Source organism: Maridesulfovibrio frigidus DSM 17176 (assembly GCF_000711735.1).
Classification (GTDB): domain Bacteria; phylum Desulfobacterota; class Desulfovibrionia; order Desulfovibrionales; family Desulfovibrionaceae; genus Maridesulfovibrio; species Maridesulfovibrio frigidus.
In genome coordinates this window covers 79,281-98,686 of sequence record NZ_JONL01000007.1, presented here as the reverse complement: position 1 = coordinate 98,686, position 19,406 = coordinate 79,281, and the positions used below count along the sequence as shown (strand labels likewise).

Sequence of the window (19,406 nt, the reverse complement as noted above, 5' to 3'; positions counted from 1 at the left end):
TTACAACAGGTTTTTTTTTAAAAAAACACAAAAACGTCCGCTAACCGTTCTCCCCGAAAAAAACTTTTACTTAATTTGAATTACCGCTTTTTCTCTAAGTTTTTTTATATAATCAGCAAAGACAGCGTCTTGCTTTTCCCGGTAAAGACGATCATAAATCTCATCTCTATTTTCGGCAAAAGTGTCTTCTTCATTTTTTGCATATGAATCAAGTTTAAGCAGCGCTAATGAAGTTTGAACTTCAAATGGCTGACTTATGTCACCAACCTTAAGTCCGGTTAAGGCGTCGTGCCAGGTTTTTGCGAGATCTCCCCATTCTAACACTCCAAGATCTCCACCTGATCCAGCACCGGGGCCGGCCGTATACTTATCTGCCGCTTCTTCAAATGTGATTTCACCTGAAATGATTTCTTCTCTGATTTTTTCTGCTGAAATATCTGAGGGGAAAAGAATTAATTTCAGATGAACACTTTGATTTTCTTCAGCCTCTTGAACTTTAGTGCTGTTCCATACGGCCTTAATTTCTTCCTCGGTAACAACAACTTTGTTTTTGACTTTGAAGGAAAGAAGTCTGTGTTTACGAATGTCTTTGCGCAATCCATCTTTAAATTCTTCGAGAGTTGTTTTTTGCAGTTTCAGCTGACGGTTGAACTCCTCATCATCAAGATTGCTGGAGCTTTTAATTCGATTAACTTCACCTTCAATATCTTTATCTGAAACAGTAACTTTTAGCTTTTTAGCTTCCTGATCAATAATCATCTCATTAATAAAACGATGAAGTATTTGCGCCCTAATGTTCTTAACCTGTTCTTGTTCAACTGCAGAAAGACTCTTTCCGCTAAATTGTTTCAAAATAGGAGCCATTTTAGCGTTCATCTCATACATTGTAACGATGTCGCCATTAACAACAGCGACAACGCCGTCTACAACTTTTTCTTCTGCTTTCGCAAAAGAACCTGTAAAACAGGCTAAAGCGATTAAAAAACTAATAACTATACGCTTCAATTGATAACTCCCGTAAATATATGAAATAAATAAATATTTATCAAATTATAACAAGATAAAGCTATGCAGATTTTTGCCACAGTCTTATCCATACACCATGACTAACTAAACTCTTTCATCGAAGTATGCAAGATTAGTAAAAAGAACTAATAATTACTCTGTTTGTGCATTTTTATCTTCGGTTTGAACGGCTTCTTTGCTCTGCTCTCTGGGTAGTAACTTTTTGCTGATTTTTATTTTTGAAGCAGCTATTTTTTTCTTCAACCACAATTCAAACTTGTCATCTAATTTTTTTTCAAGCAGAACTTTTTCAACAGCAGAGTATGCTTGAAGTGGTGTTAGTAAGGTTGCGCTTTTCTTTTCTTTAAGTATCAAACAGATAAATTCTCTTTCCTGAGCTATAATAGGACTTGCTTTGCCTGGTTCTAATTCTTTAACAAACGATTCCCACCCAGCAGGAAGTTGATCGTTTCTAATCCATATCTCTCTGACGGACACCTGTTTGAAACGGCTAGATATTTTATCAGGGGAAACACCTTTTCTGTATAATTCTACACCCTTGGAAACTAAATCACGACTAAATCCTTTAATCATTATGAATTGATATCCGGCTGATATGTAAAAGTCAGATAAGTGTGTGCGGTAGTAATCTTCCGCTTCTTTGTAGTCAATTTTGATTTCGGGGCGAAGAATCTGGCTGAAAAACTTATCCATTGCCAGTTGGTATCTGAGCTGTCTGCGCCACGAATTAAGGTCAATGTATTCCTCAATTAAAATTTGCTCGAAAGCTCCTTCTGGGTAATCCGAGCGAACTTCATCTTCCGCTTCTTTCAGTTCCTGATCGGAGACAGGTACATTACGCTCCTGAAGTTCTTGCGTAACAAGCTCTTGAACAATTATATCGCCAAGAATTTGCCCATACTCACTCCTGACTTGATTTACAGAAGGGACAAAACCGGCACTTCCATCATGCATCAGATCATATTTATAATCTAACTGTGTAAGATATATGGGTTTACCGTTCACACGTGCAATTATGCCAGGTTCTTCGCTTTTGTCCTTACATCCTGAAATCAGTAGCAACGTTAATAGTAGGAAAATGATTGTCTTTTTCATAAATAAATTCCGCATATAACTAATATAATTTAAGTTTTGTCGACTAACACTTCAAGGTCTTTACAAATTTTATTAAGCCCTGGAGCTATTTCAGATCCTTTGTCAAACCTGATTTCAAGGCTGGCTGGTGGCTTCAAGCGCGCTGAATTTTTCGGATCTCCGATCCAGCCTATAAGTTTAGCTGGATCTACAGGGTTTTTACTTTCTTCCCATGTTAGTACCACTCGAGCCGGAAATAGGTCTGCTCTTGTTACGCCGAGTCTAGCTAATGTCTTTTTGAGGTACAGCACAGTTATGAAGTTTTCGACTTCCTCTGGGAAATGCCCGAATCTATCTTTAATCTCGGCTGAAAGCTCTTCGATTCGAGCTTCATCTATGGCGGATGAAAGTGCTCTGTAATACCTGAGTCTTTCTCTGGCATCAGGAACAAAGTCTTCCGGTAAATGGGCTTTAAATACAAAATTCATTTCAGGATCTGAAGCAATGGTGCTGTCATCTCCTTTGATTCTACGTACTTCTTCGTCAAGCATTTCCAGAAACAGGTCAAGCCCAACTTTAGCCATTTGTCCCGATTGAACTTCACCGAGAATGTTTCCGGCCCCGCGCAGTCTAAGGTCTTCCATAGCAACTTTAAAGCCGGCCCCTAAATAGTCCAACTGCAGAATAATCTGCATGCGCCGTTTAGCCTTCTCGGTTAATGAATCGAGGGACGATACAACGAAATATGCGTAAGCCTGTCTAGTGCTTCTCCCTACCCTTCCTCGTAACTGATATAGCTGACCAAGTCCGAACATCTGAGCTTGATCTACAATTAATGTATTGGCATTCGGGAAATCAAGGCCGGATTCGATAATTGCGGTCGCGATAAGAATATCCAGCTCTTTGTGCCAAAATTTATGGATGGTATCTTCCAGATTCTTTTCAGACATCTGACCGTGAGCCATACCTACTGTTGCATCTGGTGCCAGTTTTTTTACAAACTCAGCTACCCTATCAAGGCCCTGTACTCTGTTATGGACCCAGAAAATCTGTCCGCCCCTTTCCAGTTCGCGCTTAACTACAGACGCAAGCATTGCTTCGTCACGTTCGATCAATGCTGTTTCTACTGGTTTACGGTCAACAGGCGGAGTTTCAATGGTACTCAGGCTTCTTACACCGGATAGTGACAACTGTAAGGTACGTGGAATTGGTGTAGCAGTTAGCGTAAGAGCATCAATGTTTTTACGCATTTCTTTGATGCGCTCTTTGTGACGCACTCCAAAACGCTGTTCTTCATCAAGTATAAGTAATCCGAGATTCGGAGCTTCAACATCTTTAGATAGGACTCTGTGTGTTCCTATAAGGATATCAACTTTACCCGCTGACAACTCTTCCAAAACCCTTTTTTGGCGGGTTTTAGTGACGAACCTGCTGAGCATGCCGACGTTGACCGGAAATCCTTCCATGCGCTGCACAAATGTCTGGTAATGCTGTTCTGCCAAAACAGTTGTAGGACAAAGTAATATAACCTGCTTACCGTCTAAAACTGCTCTAAATGCAGCTCGGAGTGCCACTTCTGTTTTACCGAATCCGACATCGCCACAAACAAGTCTGTCCATAGGTTCAGGACTTTCCATATCCCTGAACACATCTTGGATAGCTTTTTCCTGATCAGGTGTTTCTTCAAATCCGAAAGTACTTTCAAATTCCCAGTACATGTCATCCAGAGGCCCATATGCGTACCCTTTGGCAACTTTGCGGTATGCATACATTTCGACAAGTTCACCGGCAATTTTTTCAATAGCCTTACGCGCTTTTTCACGGGTTTTGGACCAGCGTGTTCCGCCTAGTTTATCTAAAACACTACATGAACCTTCCGGTCCTTTATATTTTTGGACAAGATTAAGCCTGTCGACCGGAACATATAGCTTGTCGTCAGAATCGAAGTACAACACTAAATAGTCGTTTGTAACGTCACCAACTTTAAAGTGATGTAATCCTCCGAAACGCGATAATCCATAGTCCCGGTGAACAAGCAGATCTTCTGGCAGTAAGTCTTCGTAACTTGTCATTCCCTCGAAGGCTTTGTCTCTGATGCGGGTTCCTTTGGCGGCTTCGGGTTGAAGCACGCCCTCACCGAGCACCATAGTCTGGTTCCATTCAAGTTCCATCCCGTTTTTAAGGGGAGAAATGAGAGCGTAAATTCCTTTATTCAGCGGGGAATATTCTGTAGAAATTGAAAGTTGTTCAGATTCAATGAGAGATAGAAATTTTTTGCGAGATCTATCAGTTCTGAAGCTAAGCACCGTCTGGAATCGTTCATAATTCCACTCTTTAAGTGCAGCCACAAGCGCAGCCCAAGGTCGTTTCATCTGCTCCGGCTTCCAAAAAATATCAGAAAATGCGGTAAGCGATCTTTCAGGCAGATCTATCCCGTCTTTCTCACGCCCGATAACTAGATCTTCGTACACAATTTGGCGTTCGCCCTGCCATGTTGATCTAGCCTTTTCTTCGTTCCAGCAAATTGTGTTTATAGGCCATTTACAGCCTGCGTGAGCTGATTTGTCATGTAGAAAAGTTTTCCAGCCATATTCATGATCTTTAAGCCTGAGTCTTAAATTTGAGGCGGATGAAAGCACCCATACGGCTTTTTTAGATAAAAATGATTTTAGATCAGTACAATCAGGATAAAAGAGTCCGGGCCAGATCATTCCATCTGCGTTACCAACTTTTTCATGAAGATTTGAATGTCCTTCTGCAGAAATTTCACCGGTCGTTTTAAGGTGGTCCCAAAGATCGGCGGCAGCATCGATGTTGTCACCTGTCAGCATGGCTGGTGCTACGGGGAGTAAGGTTACTTCATCGAGATCAGCTTTGGAACGCTGAGTAGAGGGATCAAAAACGCGTATTTCTTCAATGATATCACCGAAAAATTCGATCCTTATGGGTAGATCATAACCCGGAGCGTATATATCTAAAATGTCTCCGCGCATGGACATTTCGCCATAGCCGGAAACAAGTTTAGTGCGTGAATAGCCCCACGAAACGGCCTGCTCAATGAGCATTTCCGGGTCCATTTCTTCGCCTTTGGAAAGATTGATATAATTATTTTCGAGTATTGAGGGGGCTGGCCATTTCGGTAGCAGATTATCAACAGTCATCAGTACAGACTGTTTACCTCCACGGGTCAAAGCATGTAGCGCAGCCCATCTATCTGCCCACTCGGAAGCGAGAGGAGATTTTGACAGATACGGTGGAAGGAAAACCCAGTCTCTTTCCCAAGCAGGTATAACTTTACCTTTCTGGTCACGGTCGTTGCGGCTGAATAGTGTGATTAACGCTTTCAGTTCTGCATATTCACGAGCTCCCGGCGCAACCATGACAACAGATTGTCCGCGGGAATGCAGATTGTGCGCGGTGAACGCCTGTGTTCCGGGGCCACTTTTAAAAACTCGTGCAGTAGTTCCGCTTCCGGTTGCAAAAGCGGTTAATTCGGACGGTAACGACAATTTAGCTCCAAAAAATTATTATAAAAAAGAAAACCGTCCTCCCGATAATTCAGGGGACGGCTTTTTTTTGCAGAGAAACAGTTCTGTTGTCCAGTAAATAGACGTTTAATCGTAGATTAACTGGTAACAGACTCATAAATTCAATCGTATTCAGAAACAACCACATGCTTAAGATAAGTTTGCAGTGTCCTGTACCTCTTTTAAATTCTAGCTAAACCTGTGCAAGCAATTCCTGTTCATCGTCTGAAAGGAGCCTGTTAAGATCAAGCAGAATAAGAAGTCTGTCTTCAAGTTTACCAACTCCGCTGATGTATTCAGACTCGAGCCCTGAAACAACAGGTGGTGGTGGCTCAATTGTATTTGCCGGAATCCTGAGAACTTCTGAAACAGAATCAACCACAAAACCGATTATCATATCAGTAATTTCAATAACGATAATACGAGTGTGCTGATCATGTGCTCTAGTCTCAAGACCAAATTTGCTTCTTAGGTCAACAATAGGAATAACCTTACCGCGAAGGTTAATTACCCCTTCAACAAATACAGGTGCTCTTGGAACTTTGGTTATTTCCATAGTTCGAATAATTTCCTGAACCGCCAGAATATCAACTCCGAACTCTTCTTCGGCAATACTGAAGGTGACTAGCTGGATTAGTTCATCATCAAGCTTGATTTCATCTTCTTCCATTCCTGCCCCCTGATAGTTGCTATTGTAATGCATGATCAAAATTGACCATGAAAAAAGTTATTCTTATCAACAAACTGTTCTTATTAATTCGGTATATTATTATTCATCTGGAATATTTGCAAGCTAATCATAAACTTATTACATAATTCATCAAAAATTTTTTTCTACTAAAAATTGACTAGTCACGTATAAATGACTATCTAGTCATCTGACTGAAATAAAAATCATCAATTAGGCGAAGACTCAGGAGGGTATGAACTCGCATGGCTCAGTTTTCCCCAACGGATAATGTTACTTTGGAAGATCAAATTAAATCATTAGCAAATGATGAATTGCTTGATTTCTGGGAAGAAACCCAGTTTCTAGCTAAAATGTTGAATCAAGAAAACCAAGAAGAAGTTCCATACAGTCCAGAATACGAACGGTTAATTTTACAGGAACTGCAACTCAGATCTTGTATGAAATCTTTATCACCTTAGAAAATAAAAAGCCCGCTTAAAGCGGGCTTTTTATTTATGAGCATAAATTTCGGCTAATCTAAATTGCCAACAGGTCTGCGTCCTACACTGAAGTAAGCAAAACCGTTGCTGCCGAGGTATGACGGATCGTAAAGATTTCTTCCGTCAAAAATAACAGGCGCAAGCAGCGCTTCTTTAACTTTATCAAAATCAGGATTTCTGAACTGGTTCCAATCGGTCACAACTGCTACAGCATTGGCGCCCTCAAGCACTTCATACTGGTTGTGTACGATTTCCACTAGATCATTATCACGTAGAAGCTCTTCTGCTTTCGTGTGAGCTACTGGATCAAAAGCTTTAATCTTCATTCCGGCCTCAGTCAGCTCGGTGATGATGGATAAAGCGGAAGATTCTCTCATGTCATCAGTATTTGCTTTGAATGCAAGTCCCCATATTGCAAGGGTCTTTCCTTTCACTCCGCCCTGAGGTTCGAAGTAATCCAAGATCTTGCGGGAAAGCATTTTCTTCTGTCTGTTGTTAACAGAATCAACGGCTTCGATGAGTTCAGGTCGTGCGCCGACTTCTTTAGCAGTGTTGATCAGGGCTTTCACGTCTTTAGGGAAACATGAACCGCCATATCCTACGCCCGGGTATATGAAATAGTAACCGATGCGATGATCTGAACCAATGCCGAGTCTGACTTCACGTACATTTGCCCCAACTTTTTCACAGATTCCTGCCATTTCATTAATAAATGAAATTTTTGTAGCAAGCATGCAGTTTGCGGCATATTTTGTCATTTCCGCACTTCTTGTTCCCATAAAGATCATTTTTGATCTGCTGCGGGCATATGGTGCGTATAATGTTTCAAATTCTTTGCAGGTTGCTTCTTTTTCAGTTCCCACAACAACTCTGTCTGGTTTCATAAAGTCGCTGACAGCATCGCCTTCTTTAAGGAATTCAGGGTTGGATGCGACATCAAATTCAAGATCAAGTCCGCGTTTATCAAGTTCTGCTTTAACTATTGCGCGAACTTTATCAGCGGTTCCGACTGGAACTGTCGATTTATCAACGATAATCTTGGATTCTGTCATGGTCTGCCCTACTTCGCGGGCAACAGCTTCAACATATTTCAAGTCGCAACTACCGTCTGGGTTGCAGGGAGTCCCGACAGTAATGAAAATAAAGCGGGCTTTGTCCAGACCTTCTTTAAGGTTGGTAGTGAATAAAAGTCTTTTATCTTCATAGTTTCGCCTAACCAGATCTTCAAGACCAGGTTCAAAAATATGAATCTTACCTTCTTTGAGAGTTTTGATAACGTCAGGATTTACGTCTACACACCACACGTGGTTTCCCATTTCGGCAAAACAGGCAGCACTGACCAATCCTACATAACCAGTTCCTACTATACATATGTTCATTAGCTATTCTCTTCTTGATTACTTTACGTTTAAAAAAACCGTCACTAACAGGACGGTCAAAAAAGTCAAATTATTTAGACCTGAGCCTGTTACTTGCAATCGGATATAAAGGCGATAACGCCATTGTAATTTTAATGTCAATGTCAAGTGTGTGTTTAACGATATGACAGTTGCCATCAAAGTCCAATGACTATATCCTCGACTGATAACGCCGGATAAATTCTGTGATTTAAATTTATAAAATATTCGGTTTAGTTAATAAGTTAAAATTATCGGAGGATATAAATATGCCCCTTTTATGCGTTAATGTTGATCATGTTGCTACCGTCAGGCAGGCTAGGCTTGGTACTGAGCCGGACCCTGTTGTTGCGGCTGCAATGTGTGAACTTGCCGGTGCTGCTGGAATTATCATGCATCTGCGTGAGGACAGAAGACACGTTCAGGATCGTGATATCGATCTTATCAGCCAGACTATTCAAACAAAATTTAATTTTGAAATGGCTGCAACTGCTGAGATGCAGACTATCGCACTTAAAATTAATCCTGCCACTGTTTGTCTTGTTCCTGAGAAAAGAGCAGAACTAACAACTGAGGGCGGGCTTAATTGCGTTGGTCAGGAAGAAAGATTTATAAAATATCTCACTCCTCTTCATGCTGCAGGTGTTCGCTCAAGTTTATTTATTGATGCAGATCCTGCTCAGATTAAAGCTTCACATAAAATTGGCGCAGAATATGTAGAAATTCATACAGGACATTTTGCCGATGCTAAAAATAGAACCGAGCAAAAAACTGAACTTGCTCGCATAATTGACGGCATAAAAATGAGTCAGGATCTGGGTTTGAAGGTAAATTTGGGTCACGGTCTGAATTACACAAATATTCTCGACTTTGCTGAAGTTGAAGGGATTTGCGAATACTCAATCGGGCATTCAATTATGGCCCGTGCAATTCTTGTGGGAATTGATAGAGCTGTCAAAGATATGGTCGAAATAATAAGAACTTTTGCGGATTAAAAATGATAGTAGGTCTTGGAATAGATATTACCGAACTTAATAGAATAGAAAGCTCGCTGGAGAAATTCGGCGAGCGTTTTTTGCAGACTTTTCTTACTGATGAAGAAATTAAATTTGTTCCAGAAAAAAAATCTGTTCCGCACCTTGCCGCCCGTTTTGCTGCAAAAGAAGCGGCGGTAAAAGCCTTGGGAACTGGTTTTTCCTTGGGTATCACTTTTAAAAGTGTTGAGATTTTTAATCTCGAATCAGGCGCTCCGCTTCTAAAGTTTAATGGAAAGGGGCTTGTGAAGGCTGATGAAATGGGTGTAAAAAACATACTCATATCCATAACACATGGGCGAGACACTGCTGCGGCTGTTGTAATTCTTGAAAAGTAACATACGAGGGTAACCAATGTTTTCACCGCTTCCCACACCACTGCAAATGAACGGATGGGACCGTGCCGCGATAAATGAAATAGGTATTCGTGGCGAGATCCTTATGGAAAATGCTGCTCGTGAAGCTGTTGCCACTCTTCTTTCTGAGTTCGGCCCAGTTGAAAGCAAAAAAATACTGATCATTGCAGGCTCTGGGAATAACGGTGGTGATGGCTTTGTCATGGGACGGCAGCTTGCAGATTTAGGTGCAGACGTTTTAATCATGCACACCGCGCCTAAAAATAAATACAAAGGTGATGCTTTATATCATCTTAAAGTTGCAGTTAAAGCTGGAGTCCAGCTTAAATTTTTCCGTGCAGCGGATAAAGTTTCCCTGCCCAAATCAGATATTATTATAGATGCCCTGCTCGGTACGGGTTTTGATAATGAACTTAGGCCTTTTGCACAATTGATAGTAGAAGCTATCAACTTAAAAAAAGATGAATCCTATATTTTTTCTGTCGATGTACCATCTGGTTTAAATGGTCTCACGGGAAAGGTTCATACTATAGCTGTTAAGGCTCATGCTACGGTTACGTTTGAGGCCGCAAAAGTTGGGCTGGTTTTGCCGGAATCTAAAGCTTACACTGGAAAGCTTATTGTTCGGCCAATCGGGATTCCTGATTATGTTAAGAAGGCTCACCCTGTTGATCACTTTTTAATGAACAATAAAATTTTTGAGATTATTCCCGCTTTAACTCCGGGCATGCATAAAGGAACATCTGGTCATGTTCTGATTATCGGAGGAGCACCAGGGATGACCGGGGCTTTGGAACTTGCCGGTCTTGCCGCAATACGATCCGGGGCTGGATTAGTTACTCTCGGCTGCCCTTCCGGGCTAGCTTCTGAGGTGAGTGCGTTCATGCCGGAACTGATGACTATGGCGCTTGGTTCCGGTGATCATTGGGATGATCAAGCAATTAAAGATCTACTCCCGGTGCTTAAAGACTATGATGCATTAGCTATCGGCCCGGGGCTGGGTAGAACTGAAGGGGCGATGAATCTGGTCGAAGCTATCGTTTTAGCAGACCACCCTCCGGCAATATTTGACGCAGATGCGCTGTATGCATTGTCTAAGCGGACGCACCTTTTGCCGTTGGTTAAGGAGGATACAATTTTTACTCCACATCCCGGCGAAATGGGTCGGCTTGTTAATAAGAGCATTCCCGAAATTGAGTCCGCGCGTATAGAAACAGCGCATAAATATGCGGTTTCAAAGAAAGTGGTTATGGTTCTTAAAGGAGCTGGCACAATTGTCGGTTGTCCTGATGGAAAAACCATGATCTCACCGATTTGCGCCCCGAATCTTGCTGCGGCGGGGTCAGGTGATATTTTAGCAGGTATCATCGGAGCATTGCTTGCAAAGGGAATTCACGCTATGCAAAGCGCATGTATGGGTGTATACTTACACGGAAAGTGTGGGTTATATCTAAATAAAAAATTTCCGCACAGAGGCAATATCGCAACTGAAATTGCTAATAGTATTCCAGAAGTTCTTAAGGAGGAATTATGCTAACAGCTAAAGACATTATGACATCCGGTGCTCTTACCCTTACGCCTGAAACTGAAGTTGTTGTTGCCGCGAAGTTGCTTCTTGAGAAACATTTGAACGGGGTTCCTGTTGTTAACTCAAAAGAAGAACTCGTTGGTGTAATCTGCCAGAGCGACCTAGTTGCTCAACAGAAAAGCCTTTCAGTGCCATCATTTTTCACCATATTGGATGGCTTTATTTCATTGTCATCAAGTGATGATCTTGAAAAAGAAATTAATAAAATATCAGCTACTAAGGTTGAACAAGCCATGACTCCTAACCCTGTAACTATAACACCTGAAACAAGCATTGAAAAAATTGCTGACCTGATGGTTGAGAAAAAGCTTTATACCCTACCTGTTGTTGAAGACGGGAAACTTATAGGCGTGGTCGGTAAAGAAGATGTTTTAAAGGTTCTTACTAAAGCTAATGGTTAAGAATCAGTTCATTATTAATTTGCCAGACGTGGAATCGACCCTTAAATTCGGTTCTACGCTGGCAGATTTTTTTAAAAATAAGAAAGAATTCGTGCCTATTTTCCTAAATGGAGACTTGGGAGCGGGGAAAACAACATTTGTTCGAGCGTTGGTAGAATCTTTTCCGGGTGCTGAAAACGCAGAAGTTAGCAGTCCTAGTTTCAATATTCTTAATATTTACCCTACAAATCCTCAGGTTGAGCATTTTGATCTCTATAGATTAGAAGGTCAGTGCCCTGATGATGAATTCTTTGATTTACTGAACAATAAAAAAACTTTGACAGTAGTGGAGTGGATTCAGTATCTCAGAACTGAATTTTGGCCCGATAGTGCCCTACTCTTCACTTGGAAAGATGCCAAGGCCGGCAGAAAGATTGAGTTGACCGTTCATGGACCAACAACTCCCCTCCTAGAAGAGATATTCACTTTTCTTAAGTCATTCTAAGATTTACGTTTAATAAATATGGTAAGGAGATAATGTTCAAATGAACATCGTAGTACAAAAATTCGGTGGAACTTCAGTTAAGAACCTCGAATGCATGAAGCAGGTTATGGGAAAAGTTTTGGTTCCTTACGAGCAAGGCAGCAAAGTTATTGTTGTTTTGTCCGCAATGTCCGGGGAAACTAACAGGTTGATCTCATTAGCTAATGAATGGTCTGAAACGCCTGATCTAGCGGAGATGGACTCTCTTGTTTCAACAGGTGAACAAGTTTCAACAGCTTTGTTTGCAATGCTCCTTAAAGATAAAGGCATTAAAGCCCGCTCTCTTTTGGGTTTCCAAATGCCGATTAAGACGAACACGTCTCATTCCCGCGCACGAATTTTAGATATTGATAGCGATGAAATTCTTCGCCTTCTAGAGAAAAACGATATTTTAGTTGTAGCAGGATTTCAGGGCTGCACGGAAGAGAGACGAATTACAACGCTGGGGCGCGGTGGTTCTGACACCTCTGCAGTTGCTATGGCGGCGGCTGTTGATGCTGATGTCTGCGAAATATACACTGATGTTCCCGGCGTGTTTACCACCGATCCTAATATCTGTTCTCAGGCCCGTAAGCTCGATACGGTTTCGTATGATGAGATGCTGGAGATGGCCAGCATGGGAGCTAAGGTCCTGCAAATTAGATCTGTTGAGTTTGCTAAAAAATATAATGTAAAAGTTCATGTTCGCTCTACTTTCAGCGATGAAATTGGAACATACGTTACTCAGGAGGATGAAAATATGGAATCAGTAATGGTTTCCGGCATTGCATATGATAAGGATCAGGCTCGCGTTACTCTAGCAAAAGTGCTCGATAAACCGGGGGTTTCCGCAACTCTATTTACTCCTCTTGCTGAAAACGGAATTCTTGTGGACATGATTGTTCAGAATCCTAGTCGTGATGGTCGTACTGATATGACTTTCACCATTCCTAGGGCTGATCTTGAAATTACTCTTGAAGTTCTTGATAGAATCAGCGTTGAGATGGGTGCTGAAGAAGTTCTTTATGATCAAAACGTATGTAAAGTTTCTGTCATCGGCGTTGGAATGCGGAATCATTCTGGTGTTGCTGCAAAAGCGTTCCAGGCTCTGCGTGATGAAAATATCAATATCTTGATGATCAGCACCTCTGAAATTAAAATTACATGCCTCATTGAGGAAAAATATAGTGAACTTGCCATCAGAACGCTCCACAACACGTTCGGGCTTGATAAAATCGGGTCTGAAGAAAATATGCTGTAATAAATTATGACTATAAAAATATATGATACTACTCTGCGTGATGGAACTCAAAGTGAAGAGATAAATTTAAGCGTACAAGATAAAATACGTATAACAATTAAGCTCGACGAACTTGGCGTGCATTACGTTGAAGGTGGATGGCCTGGATCTAATTCCACAGATAAAGAATATTTCGAGGAGATTAAGAATTATCACCTCGAAAATGTTAAAGTTTCAGCGTTTGGCTCTACTCATAATACACGGATGAAGGCTGAAAATGACCCGAATCTGGCCGCTCTTGTTGAGTGCGGAGCTAAGGTTGTTACCCTCTTTGGTAAAAGCTGGGATTTTCACGCGACAAACGCTCTCGGTGTTAGCTTAGACCGCAATATTGAACTCATCAGCAATAGTATCGGATTCATGCGCAAACATGTTGAAGAGCTGTTTTTTGATGCGGAACATTTTTTTGATGGATTTAAAGATAACCCACAATTTGCTCTTTCATGCCTTAAAGCTGCACATGATGCGGGGGCTGATGTCCTTGTGCTGTGTGACACCAATGGAGGCACGCTTCCAAATGAAGTGGCCGAAGCTTGCAAAGAAGTACTTTCTAATATTCCAGGATGTAACATTGGGATTCATACTCATAATGACTGTGAGCTTGCTGTAGCAAATGCCCTTACGGCGGTTAGTAATGGCGCTGTGCAGGTTCAGGGTACTATGAATGGCTATGGAGAACGTTGTGGTAATGCAAACCTCTGCTCCATCATTCCTAACCTTGAACTCAAGATGGGTTTTGACACTATCGGTAAAGAAAATTTGATTAAGCTTAAGAGCGTTTCAAATTACGTTACTGAAATTGCAAATTTACGCCCGTTTCTTAGACAGCCTTACGTTGGAGCTGCGGCTTTTGCTCACAAAGGCGGCGTACATGTTAGCGCAGTAATGAAAGACTCAAAAAGCTATGAGCATATCGAACCTATTTTGGTCGGTAACGATAGACGGGTTTTGCTTTCTGATCTTTCAGGTAAAAGTAATATTCTCTATAAAGCTAAACAGTTCGGTTATGATCTTGATAAAAATGATCCTGCTGTAAAAACAATCCTTGCAGATATTAAAGAACGCGAAAGCATCGGTTTTGAATATTCTGCAGCTGAAGCTTCATTTGAATTGCTGTTCTTTAAAGCAATGGGCTGGTCTAAGCGTTACTTTGAGTTCATCAACTTTTTTGTTGTCGATGCTAAACGTAAGGAAGATAACGAGCCGTTTTCCGAAGCAACTGTGATCGTCAAAGTTCATGGAGAGGAAAATCATACGGCAGCATCCGGAGACGGGCCTGTTAATGCTCTTGATAAGGCTCTGCGTAAAGCGCTTGAAGGGTTCTACCCTAGCCTCAAAGATGTTAGACTACTCGACTTTAAAGTACGCGTACTTTCTGGCGCGATTAGAGATACAGACGGAACAAGTTCAAATGTTCGTCTGCTTATCGAATCTTCAGATGGCAAGAGCCAGTGGACAACAATGGGTGTCAGCAGCAATATTATCGAAGCAAGTTGGCAGGCACTCGTAGACTCAATTAATTATAAGCTTTTCAAGGATGATCCACAAAAATGGCCCAACTCAATGTAGAAGATATATCCATAGATAAGCCGAGCAAGATCTCAATATTATGCGATAATCAAACTATGAGTGAATCTTTGGGTAAGGAATGGGGACTTTCTATGGTCCTCAATCTTGCTCAGGATGACCTTTGGTTATGGGACTGTGGTGGTAGTGATCTTTTTCTTAAAAATGCGAAAGAGATGGGTATAGACGCCAATAAGGCTAAAGGTATTGCCCTTAGTCATGGACATTGGGACCACACAGGGGGGATGGACGCACTCATGGAAACCGATTTTCTCGGACCCGTGTATGCTCACCCTAATTTTGCAGTCAAAAGGTTCTCTGCGTGTAATGAAGCAAAGGTTAAGGATGCTTCATTTCCGTGCGAATATCCGGGAACTATTATTGTTCGCGACTATGTAGAGCTTGATGAAGGTCTCTTCATGATCACCGAAATACCGCGCATACCCGGCTTTTTTGAAGCAACGGGTGGCCTGTTCATGGACTCTGAATCTACTATTACAGATCATGTCCCCGATGACGCGTTTCTGCTTATGATGACAAGCTCGGGGCCTGTGGTTGTCTTGGGATGCTGTCATAGCGGACTTGCTAATACTCTTTACCATTTGCGCGATTTAACCGGACTTAAATCAGTTCACGCTATTGTCGGCGGTCTTCACCTATTCAAAAGCGATACTGATGAATTCGAAAAAACCGCGAAAGTTATTGAAGAGTTCAGCCCTAAGCTCGTTGCTCCCGGCCATTGCACTGGTGATAAGGGATATGAATTCCTTAAAGATCGGTTGTCATGCGAAGTAATTGCTATGGGATCTGGTTCCGTTTACGAATTCTAGATTTCGTAAAATTCACTTCCTCAGTTTATAGGTTAATTTAAAAGCCCCCTTGGAAAAGTTAATTTTCCAAGGGGGCTTTTAATGGTAAATTAAATTTATAGTGCAAAAAACAAGAGTTTAATACAGCCATTTCTCTTTCAGGTCATAGTGATAGTTTAATAGATGCGTATTTAGTATACTTTTCCGTTACTCTCCCACAATTAAAACTATAAATCAAAACCAAGCAATTCACTGAGTTCCGATGAACTCTCCCCTTCTTGCACTTTGTCCCAATAACAGCTCTGTAGCTTCCACACATTTAATGGCAAACCTATGTGCTTGGCCCGCGTTAGAACCTCAGTAATTTTACCGCGCATGGTGGTCTGCTTATGGAGCATATCGCACAAGGTTACAGATATGCGCTCAGCAAGAGCTTCGGTATCTGGGTGATCATTACCTGAATCTTTTATGAACTCTATGAAATCATCACACGCTACAACGTCAGTAAAGAGATAAGACCAAACAAGCGGCGCCCATAATTCCTTCCATTTTTCAGCCCATGTCTGACCCGTTTGATAATCTTCATACCCGATATAAAGGGCCGGACCAAACTCGATTACAGGTTGAAGCCTGTTGTCCCACGAGTTGTCGGCAGCGTGCTTCACCCACGCCATAGAAAGTGACTGTTGTTTCTTCCACGGCAGTTGATCAAAGTTATACTGCTCAGTGTAATTGCTTTTCTCGCCTTTAATTTCAAGGCTACCAGAGATCAACCCAGCTCCTTTGGTCCATGTCCAGCTGTATGCTGTAACGGCAGATTCTAGACTCCATCTGATATCAGCCTGACCTGTCGCGTCTTTGATCCCATTGTGATCAAGTATTATAGAAACCGTAGCGCCGGGCCATTCAACGCGGCCCTGTTCACCAGGCACCGGAAACGCTCCCTCTGCAATTAGTCTTATAAGTCCCTGCGCAATCAGGCTTCCGGCAGAATCGCTTTGTTTTTTAATTTTATTATTCCAAAGATCCACGCCAGAGCCGTATCTGTCTTCATTCGACTGCGCACTTGCCATAATCTGTAAAAACTTTTCTTCAAGTCCAATGAGCCCTGTATCGGTAGCAATCTCGATAGCTCGCAGTGCGAAAGTCATATCGTTAACAGGTTCAAGGCGAGCAAGATCATCAAAGAACCAGCCGCAGCTTGCAAAAGACGAGAGAGCCCATTTTTGCATGGATAGTAATTTCCAACCAAGATCAGCTAGTCGCGAGCCTTCTTTACACTTAAAGTAAAGCTTGAAGAAAGTGTCTTCGTCTACAAGACCGCTAAGTAGTGACCCATATTGAACAAATGCTTTATGTGGATCATTGAACACTGTTCCACCTACAGCAAAAAAGTGTTTATCCATTAAGGTTTTTATTTCATTTAAGCCATCACGAAGGGGTTTTCTCCACTGCTGATTCCAACCATCATGCCCACCGGTGCAGCATCCGCAATCAGACCGCCATCTCTCAACTCCGTGATAACAACTCCATGATGAGTCTTCACGAACTTTGACTTTTCTAGTGGGTGGATTCTGCTCAAGATAAGCACCATAATTCGTCAGATTTATGCCGTCGCGTTCTTTGGCTCCTTCAGATAAAATATGTGCAAGGGCCATTTCGCCGAATTCAAAATGGTGGCCGTAAGTTTCTCCATCAGTACCGATGGAGAGAAGCCCTTCGCCCGACGCACCGGAAAGTTTATTCCAGAAGTCGTCTCCGTTTTTGAGAAGTCCTTCAAAGGCGATGGCTTGCGATAGTCCGCCATCATAAAAGAATACAGCTATGGATTTTCCAGATGGAAGCTCAACAAGGTAAGGCTCTTTGATATTAAGAGACCCCTCATCACATTGTTGCAAGTTATCTGATCCGAGGTCAGCTATTGCTTCAGCCTGACGCGGGGCAAGCAAGGTAAACGCTATGCCCTGCTCTGCTAAAGCTTCTAGAGACGCGGTGTTGCATGCGGTTTCAGAAAGCCACATACCTTTAGGTTTACGTTTAAATCTAGATTCAAAGTCAGCAATTGCCCATGTTACTTCGGCTTCTTTATCCAGCTTCGAAGCAAGGGGCATAATTACGTGATGATAAATTTGAGCTATGGCATTGCCATGTCCCCAGCGAGCTAGGCTTTTGGCATCTGCATCGAGTATCTTGGTATAAAGTTCAGGCTCAGAGCGTTCTATCCATCGGAAAAGTGTAGGTCCAATATTGAAACTGATCCACTCGTAACAGTTGATGATATCAAAAATTCCTTTGCCTCCCATGCGCCTTGCCCATGCCATGGGACCATAGCTTTCACGGCAAATCCTTTCATTCCAATGCCTAAAGGGAGCGGCGCTGCCTTCAGGGAAAATCATATCAAGCCATGGATCTTCTCTGGGGGGCTGATAAAAATGACCGTGAACGCATAAAAATTTACCTGACATATGGAACCTCGCTAAAAACTGTTTTTCTTTTTAATAGCCTATTTTAACCTGTAAATACAACAGAAGAGAACCGTTTATTTACGTTAAATTTATTACTAACTATTAATATATTTATCTCATATTAATAATAAAAAAGCCCTATTCATATTTAATGAACAGGGCTTGGTAAAAACTAAATATAATAACTTGTTATTTAGCGCTGAAAAGCTTTAAAGGCGGCTTCACCTTTTTCTTCGGGGCACTCCTTTTCGGCGTCACCGCTTTTGGAATTTTTGCAAATAGGTTTTCGCAGCTGTAGCATTCCCAGTGTTTATCTCTTTCCTGCAACCGGATAAGGACACCCTCCTTATCATAGCAAACCTGACAGTACGGTCCTGTCACTTCTGAATCATCATTAATCCAGTATTTCTGACCATCAAAGTCCATGCATTCTGCAAGATCCAAAATGTCAGCGACTTCTTTTATTTGCGAACGCAGTTCTTTGTTTTCGCTATAAAGCTCAAGATAGTCTTCTTGAATAACCTTAAGGAGCTTTGCTGCGTCCTGAGCACGATTATCGCGAAACAGTTCTAGAACTTTTCGGAAATTTGTTGCGTGAATAGAATTATTTTTCATAATATTGTCCTCTTTTATTTTCAAAATACGAGGCTGCTTAAATGTTTTATCGGCAATTTAACATTCTGCTTTAGATATTGGGTAATATTATTTACATACCATTGACAGGTTCTTTCATGATTCATATATCAACAATGCATTTAGGTGATGTAAAATTAATTTTTCGATAGTTATTTTTTGTTTTGATGGAATTTGAGAAGACCCTTCCATATAGGAAGTAAATATATCAGGAGTAATTATGACAGATGCATTAGAAACATTTAGAAGTACCCTTGAAGAACACCACGAATGGCCTTGCGAATATACATTCAAATTTATTGTGCCATCTCAGTCACTTGGTGAGTTGAAATCCCTTCTTGAAGGCATTGCTCACTCTGAAAAAGAATCTAAAACAGGTAAGTATACCAGTGTAACTGCAACCGCCACAGCAGACGGTTCTGACTTTGTAATGAATATTTATCACAAAGCTGCGACTATTGAAGGGCTTATCTCTTTGTAATTAAACGCTGAAAATGGCTGCTTATTTGGGATGAAGGTTGACTTCCGTCGGCCCTTGTTTAAAAATGACGCGGTTTC

17 protein-coding genes are annotated in these 19,406 nt (G+C 41.6%); 10 read left to right on the top strand and 7 right to left on the bottom strand.

What is annotated here, in order from left to right; all coding sequences use genetic code 11:
• Positions 1 to 66 precede the first annotated feature (66 nt).
• From BR06_RS0114020 to BR06_RS0114005, 4 genes are all read right to left on the bottom strand, one after another.
• Positions 67 to 1,005, bottom strand: coding sequence for a SurA N-terminal domain-containing protein (locus BR06_RS0114020; protein WP_031484123.1), 939 nt, complete (start codon positions 1,003 to 1,005; stop codon positions 67 to 69).
• A 153-nt stretch (positions 1,006 to 1,158) separates the two neighbouring features.
• A complete protein-coding gene (locus BR06_RS0114015; RefSeq protein ID WP_031484121.1) occupies positions 1,159 to 2,121 on the bottom strand; it encodes a SurA N-terminal domain-containing protein in 963 nt (320 codons plus the stop codon).
• A 29-nt stretch (positions 2,122 to 2,150) separates the two neighbouring features.
• Positions 2,151 to 5,609 (bottom strand): transcription-repair coupling factor, encoded by a 3,459-nt coding sequence (gene mfd / locus BR06_RS0114010; protein WP_031484119.1) that lies wholly within the window; start codon positions 5,607 to 5,609, stop codon positions 2,151 to 2,153.
• A gap of 211 nt (positions 5,610 to 5,820) precedes the next feature.
• On the bottom strand, positions 5,821 to 6,297 hold the full coding sequence (locus BR06_RS0114005; RefSeq protein WP_031484117.1) for a chemotaxis protein CheW: 477 nt from the start codon (positions 6,295 to 6,297) through the stop codon (positions 5,821 to 5,823).
• A 263-nt stretch (positions 6,298 to 6,560) separates the two neighbouring features.
• Between BR06_RS0114005 and BR06_RS0114000 the strand changes: the two genes are divergently transcribed.
• Positions 6,561 to 6,776 carry a hypothetical protein gene (locus tag BR06_RS0114000; protein WP_031484115.1) on the top strand — a complete coding sequence of 72 codons (216 nt, stop codon included), beginning with the start codon at positions 6,561 to 6,563 and terminating at the stop codon, positions 6,774 to 6,776.
• 53 nt (positions 6,777 to 6,829) lie between these two features.
• Here BR06_RS0114000 and BR06_RS0113995 read toward each other — a convergent pair whose 3' ends face one another.
• Positions 6,830 to 8,176, bottom strand: coding sequence for a UDP-glucose dehydrogenase family protein (locus tag BR06_RS0113995; RefSeq protein ID WP_031484113.1), 1,347 nt, complete (start codon positions 8,174 to 8,176; stop codon positions 6,830 to 6,832).
• Between the two features lie 287 nt (positions 8,177 to 8,463).
• Here BR06_RS0113995 and BR06_RS0113990 point away from each other — a divergent pair, with 287 nt between their 5' ends.
• From BR06_RS0113990 to BR06_RS0113955, 8 genes are read left to right on the top strand one after another with little or no spacing between them, the layout of a single operon-like run.
• Positions 8,464 to 9,189, top strand: a complete 726-nt coding sequence (locus tag BR06_RS0113990; RefSeq protein ID WP_031484111.1) for a pyridoxine 5'-phosphate synthase — start codon at positions 8,464 to 8,466, stop codon at positions 9,187 to 9,189.
• A 2-nt stretch (positions 9,190 to 9,191) separates the two neighbouring features.
• Positions 9,192 to 9,566, top strand: coding sequence for a holo-[acyl-carrier-protein] synthase (locus BR06_RS0113985; RefSeq protein WP_031484109.1), 375 nt, complete (start codon positions 9,192 to 9,194; stop codon positions 9,564 to 9,566).
• A 16-nt stretch (positions 9,567 to 9,582) separates the two neighbouring features.
• Positions 9,583 to 11,121 carry a bifunctional ADP-dependent NAD(P)H-hydrate dehydratase/NAD(P)H-hydrate epimerase gene (locus BR06_RS0113980; RefSeq protein ID WP_031484106.1) on the top strand — a complete coding sequence of 513 codons (1,539 nt, stop codon included), beginning with the start codon at positions 9,583 to 9,585 and terminating at the stop codon, positions 11,119 to 11,121.
• Positions 11,115 to 11,573, top strand: coding sequence for a CBS domain-containing protein (locus tag BR06_RS0113975; protein ID WP_031484104.1), 459 nt, complete (start codon positions 11,115 to 11,117; stop codon positions 11,571 to 11,573). The genes BR06_RS0113980 and BR06_RS0113975 overlap by 7 nt, the downstream gene beginning before the upstream one ends.
• Positions 11,566 to 12,057 (top strand): tRNA (adenosine(37)-N6)-threonylcarbamoyltransferase complex ATPase subunit type 1 TsaE, encoded by a 492-nt coding sequence (gene tsaE / locus BR06_RS0113970; protein WP_031484102.1) that lies wholly within the window; start codon positions 11,566 to 11,568, stop codon positions 12,055 to 12,057. The genes BR06_RS0113975 and tsaE overlap by 8 nt, the downstream gene beginning before the upstream one ends.
• A gap of 40 nt (positions 12,058 to 12,097) precedes the next feature.
• Entirely contained in the window at positions 12,098 to 13,336 is a 1,239-nt protein-coding gene (locus BR06_RS0113965; RefSeq protein ID WP_031484099.1) for an aspartate kinase, read from the top strand.
• A 3-nt stretch (positions 13,337 to 13,339) separates the two neighbouring features.
• A complete protein-coding gene (gene cimA / locus BR06_RS0113960; protein ID WP_156952712.1) occupies positions 13,340 to 14,944 on the top strand; it encodes a citramalate synthase in 1,605 nt (534 codons plus the stop codon).
• Entirely contained in the window at positions 14,926 to 15,771 is an 846-nt protein-coding gene (locus tag BR06_RS0113955; protein WP_031484095.1) for an MBL fold metallo-hydrolase, read from the top strand. Before cimA ends, BR06_RS0113955 begins: the two co-directional genes overlap by 19 nt.
• 206 nt (positions 15,772 to 15,977) lie before the next feature.
• Here BR06_RS0113955 and BR06_RS0113950 read toward each other — a convergent pair whose 3' ends face one another.
• Both BR06_RS0113950 and BR06_RS0113945 read right to left on the bottom strand, forming a co-directional pair.
• Positions 15,978 to 18,215 carry a DUF3536 domain-containing protein gene (locus BR06_RS0113950; RefSeq protein WP_031484092.1) on the bottom strand — a complete coding sequence of 746 codons (2,238 nt, stop codon included), beginning with the start codon at positions 18,213 to 18,215 and terminating at the stop codon, positions 15,978 to 15,980.
• Between the two features lie 189 nt (positions 18,216 to 18,404).
• Entirely contained in the window at positions 18,405 to 18,830 is a 426-nt protein-coding gene (locus tag BR06_RS0113945; protein ID WP_031484090.1) for a hypothetical protein, read from the bottom strand.
• 238 nt (positions 18,831 to 19,068) lie between these two features.
• On the opposite strand from BR06_RS0113945, the gene BR06_RS0113940 reads away from it, so the two are divergent.
• Positions 19,069 to 19,329 (top strand): DUF493 family protein, encoded by a 261-nt coding sequence (locus tag BR06_RS0113940; protein ID WP_031484088.1) that lies wholly within the window; start codon positions 19,069 to 19,071, stop codon positions 19,327 to 19,329.
• The last annotated feature ends 77 nt before the right edge of the window (positions 19,330 to 19,406 follow it).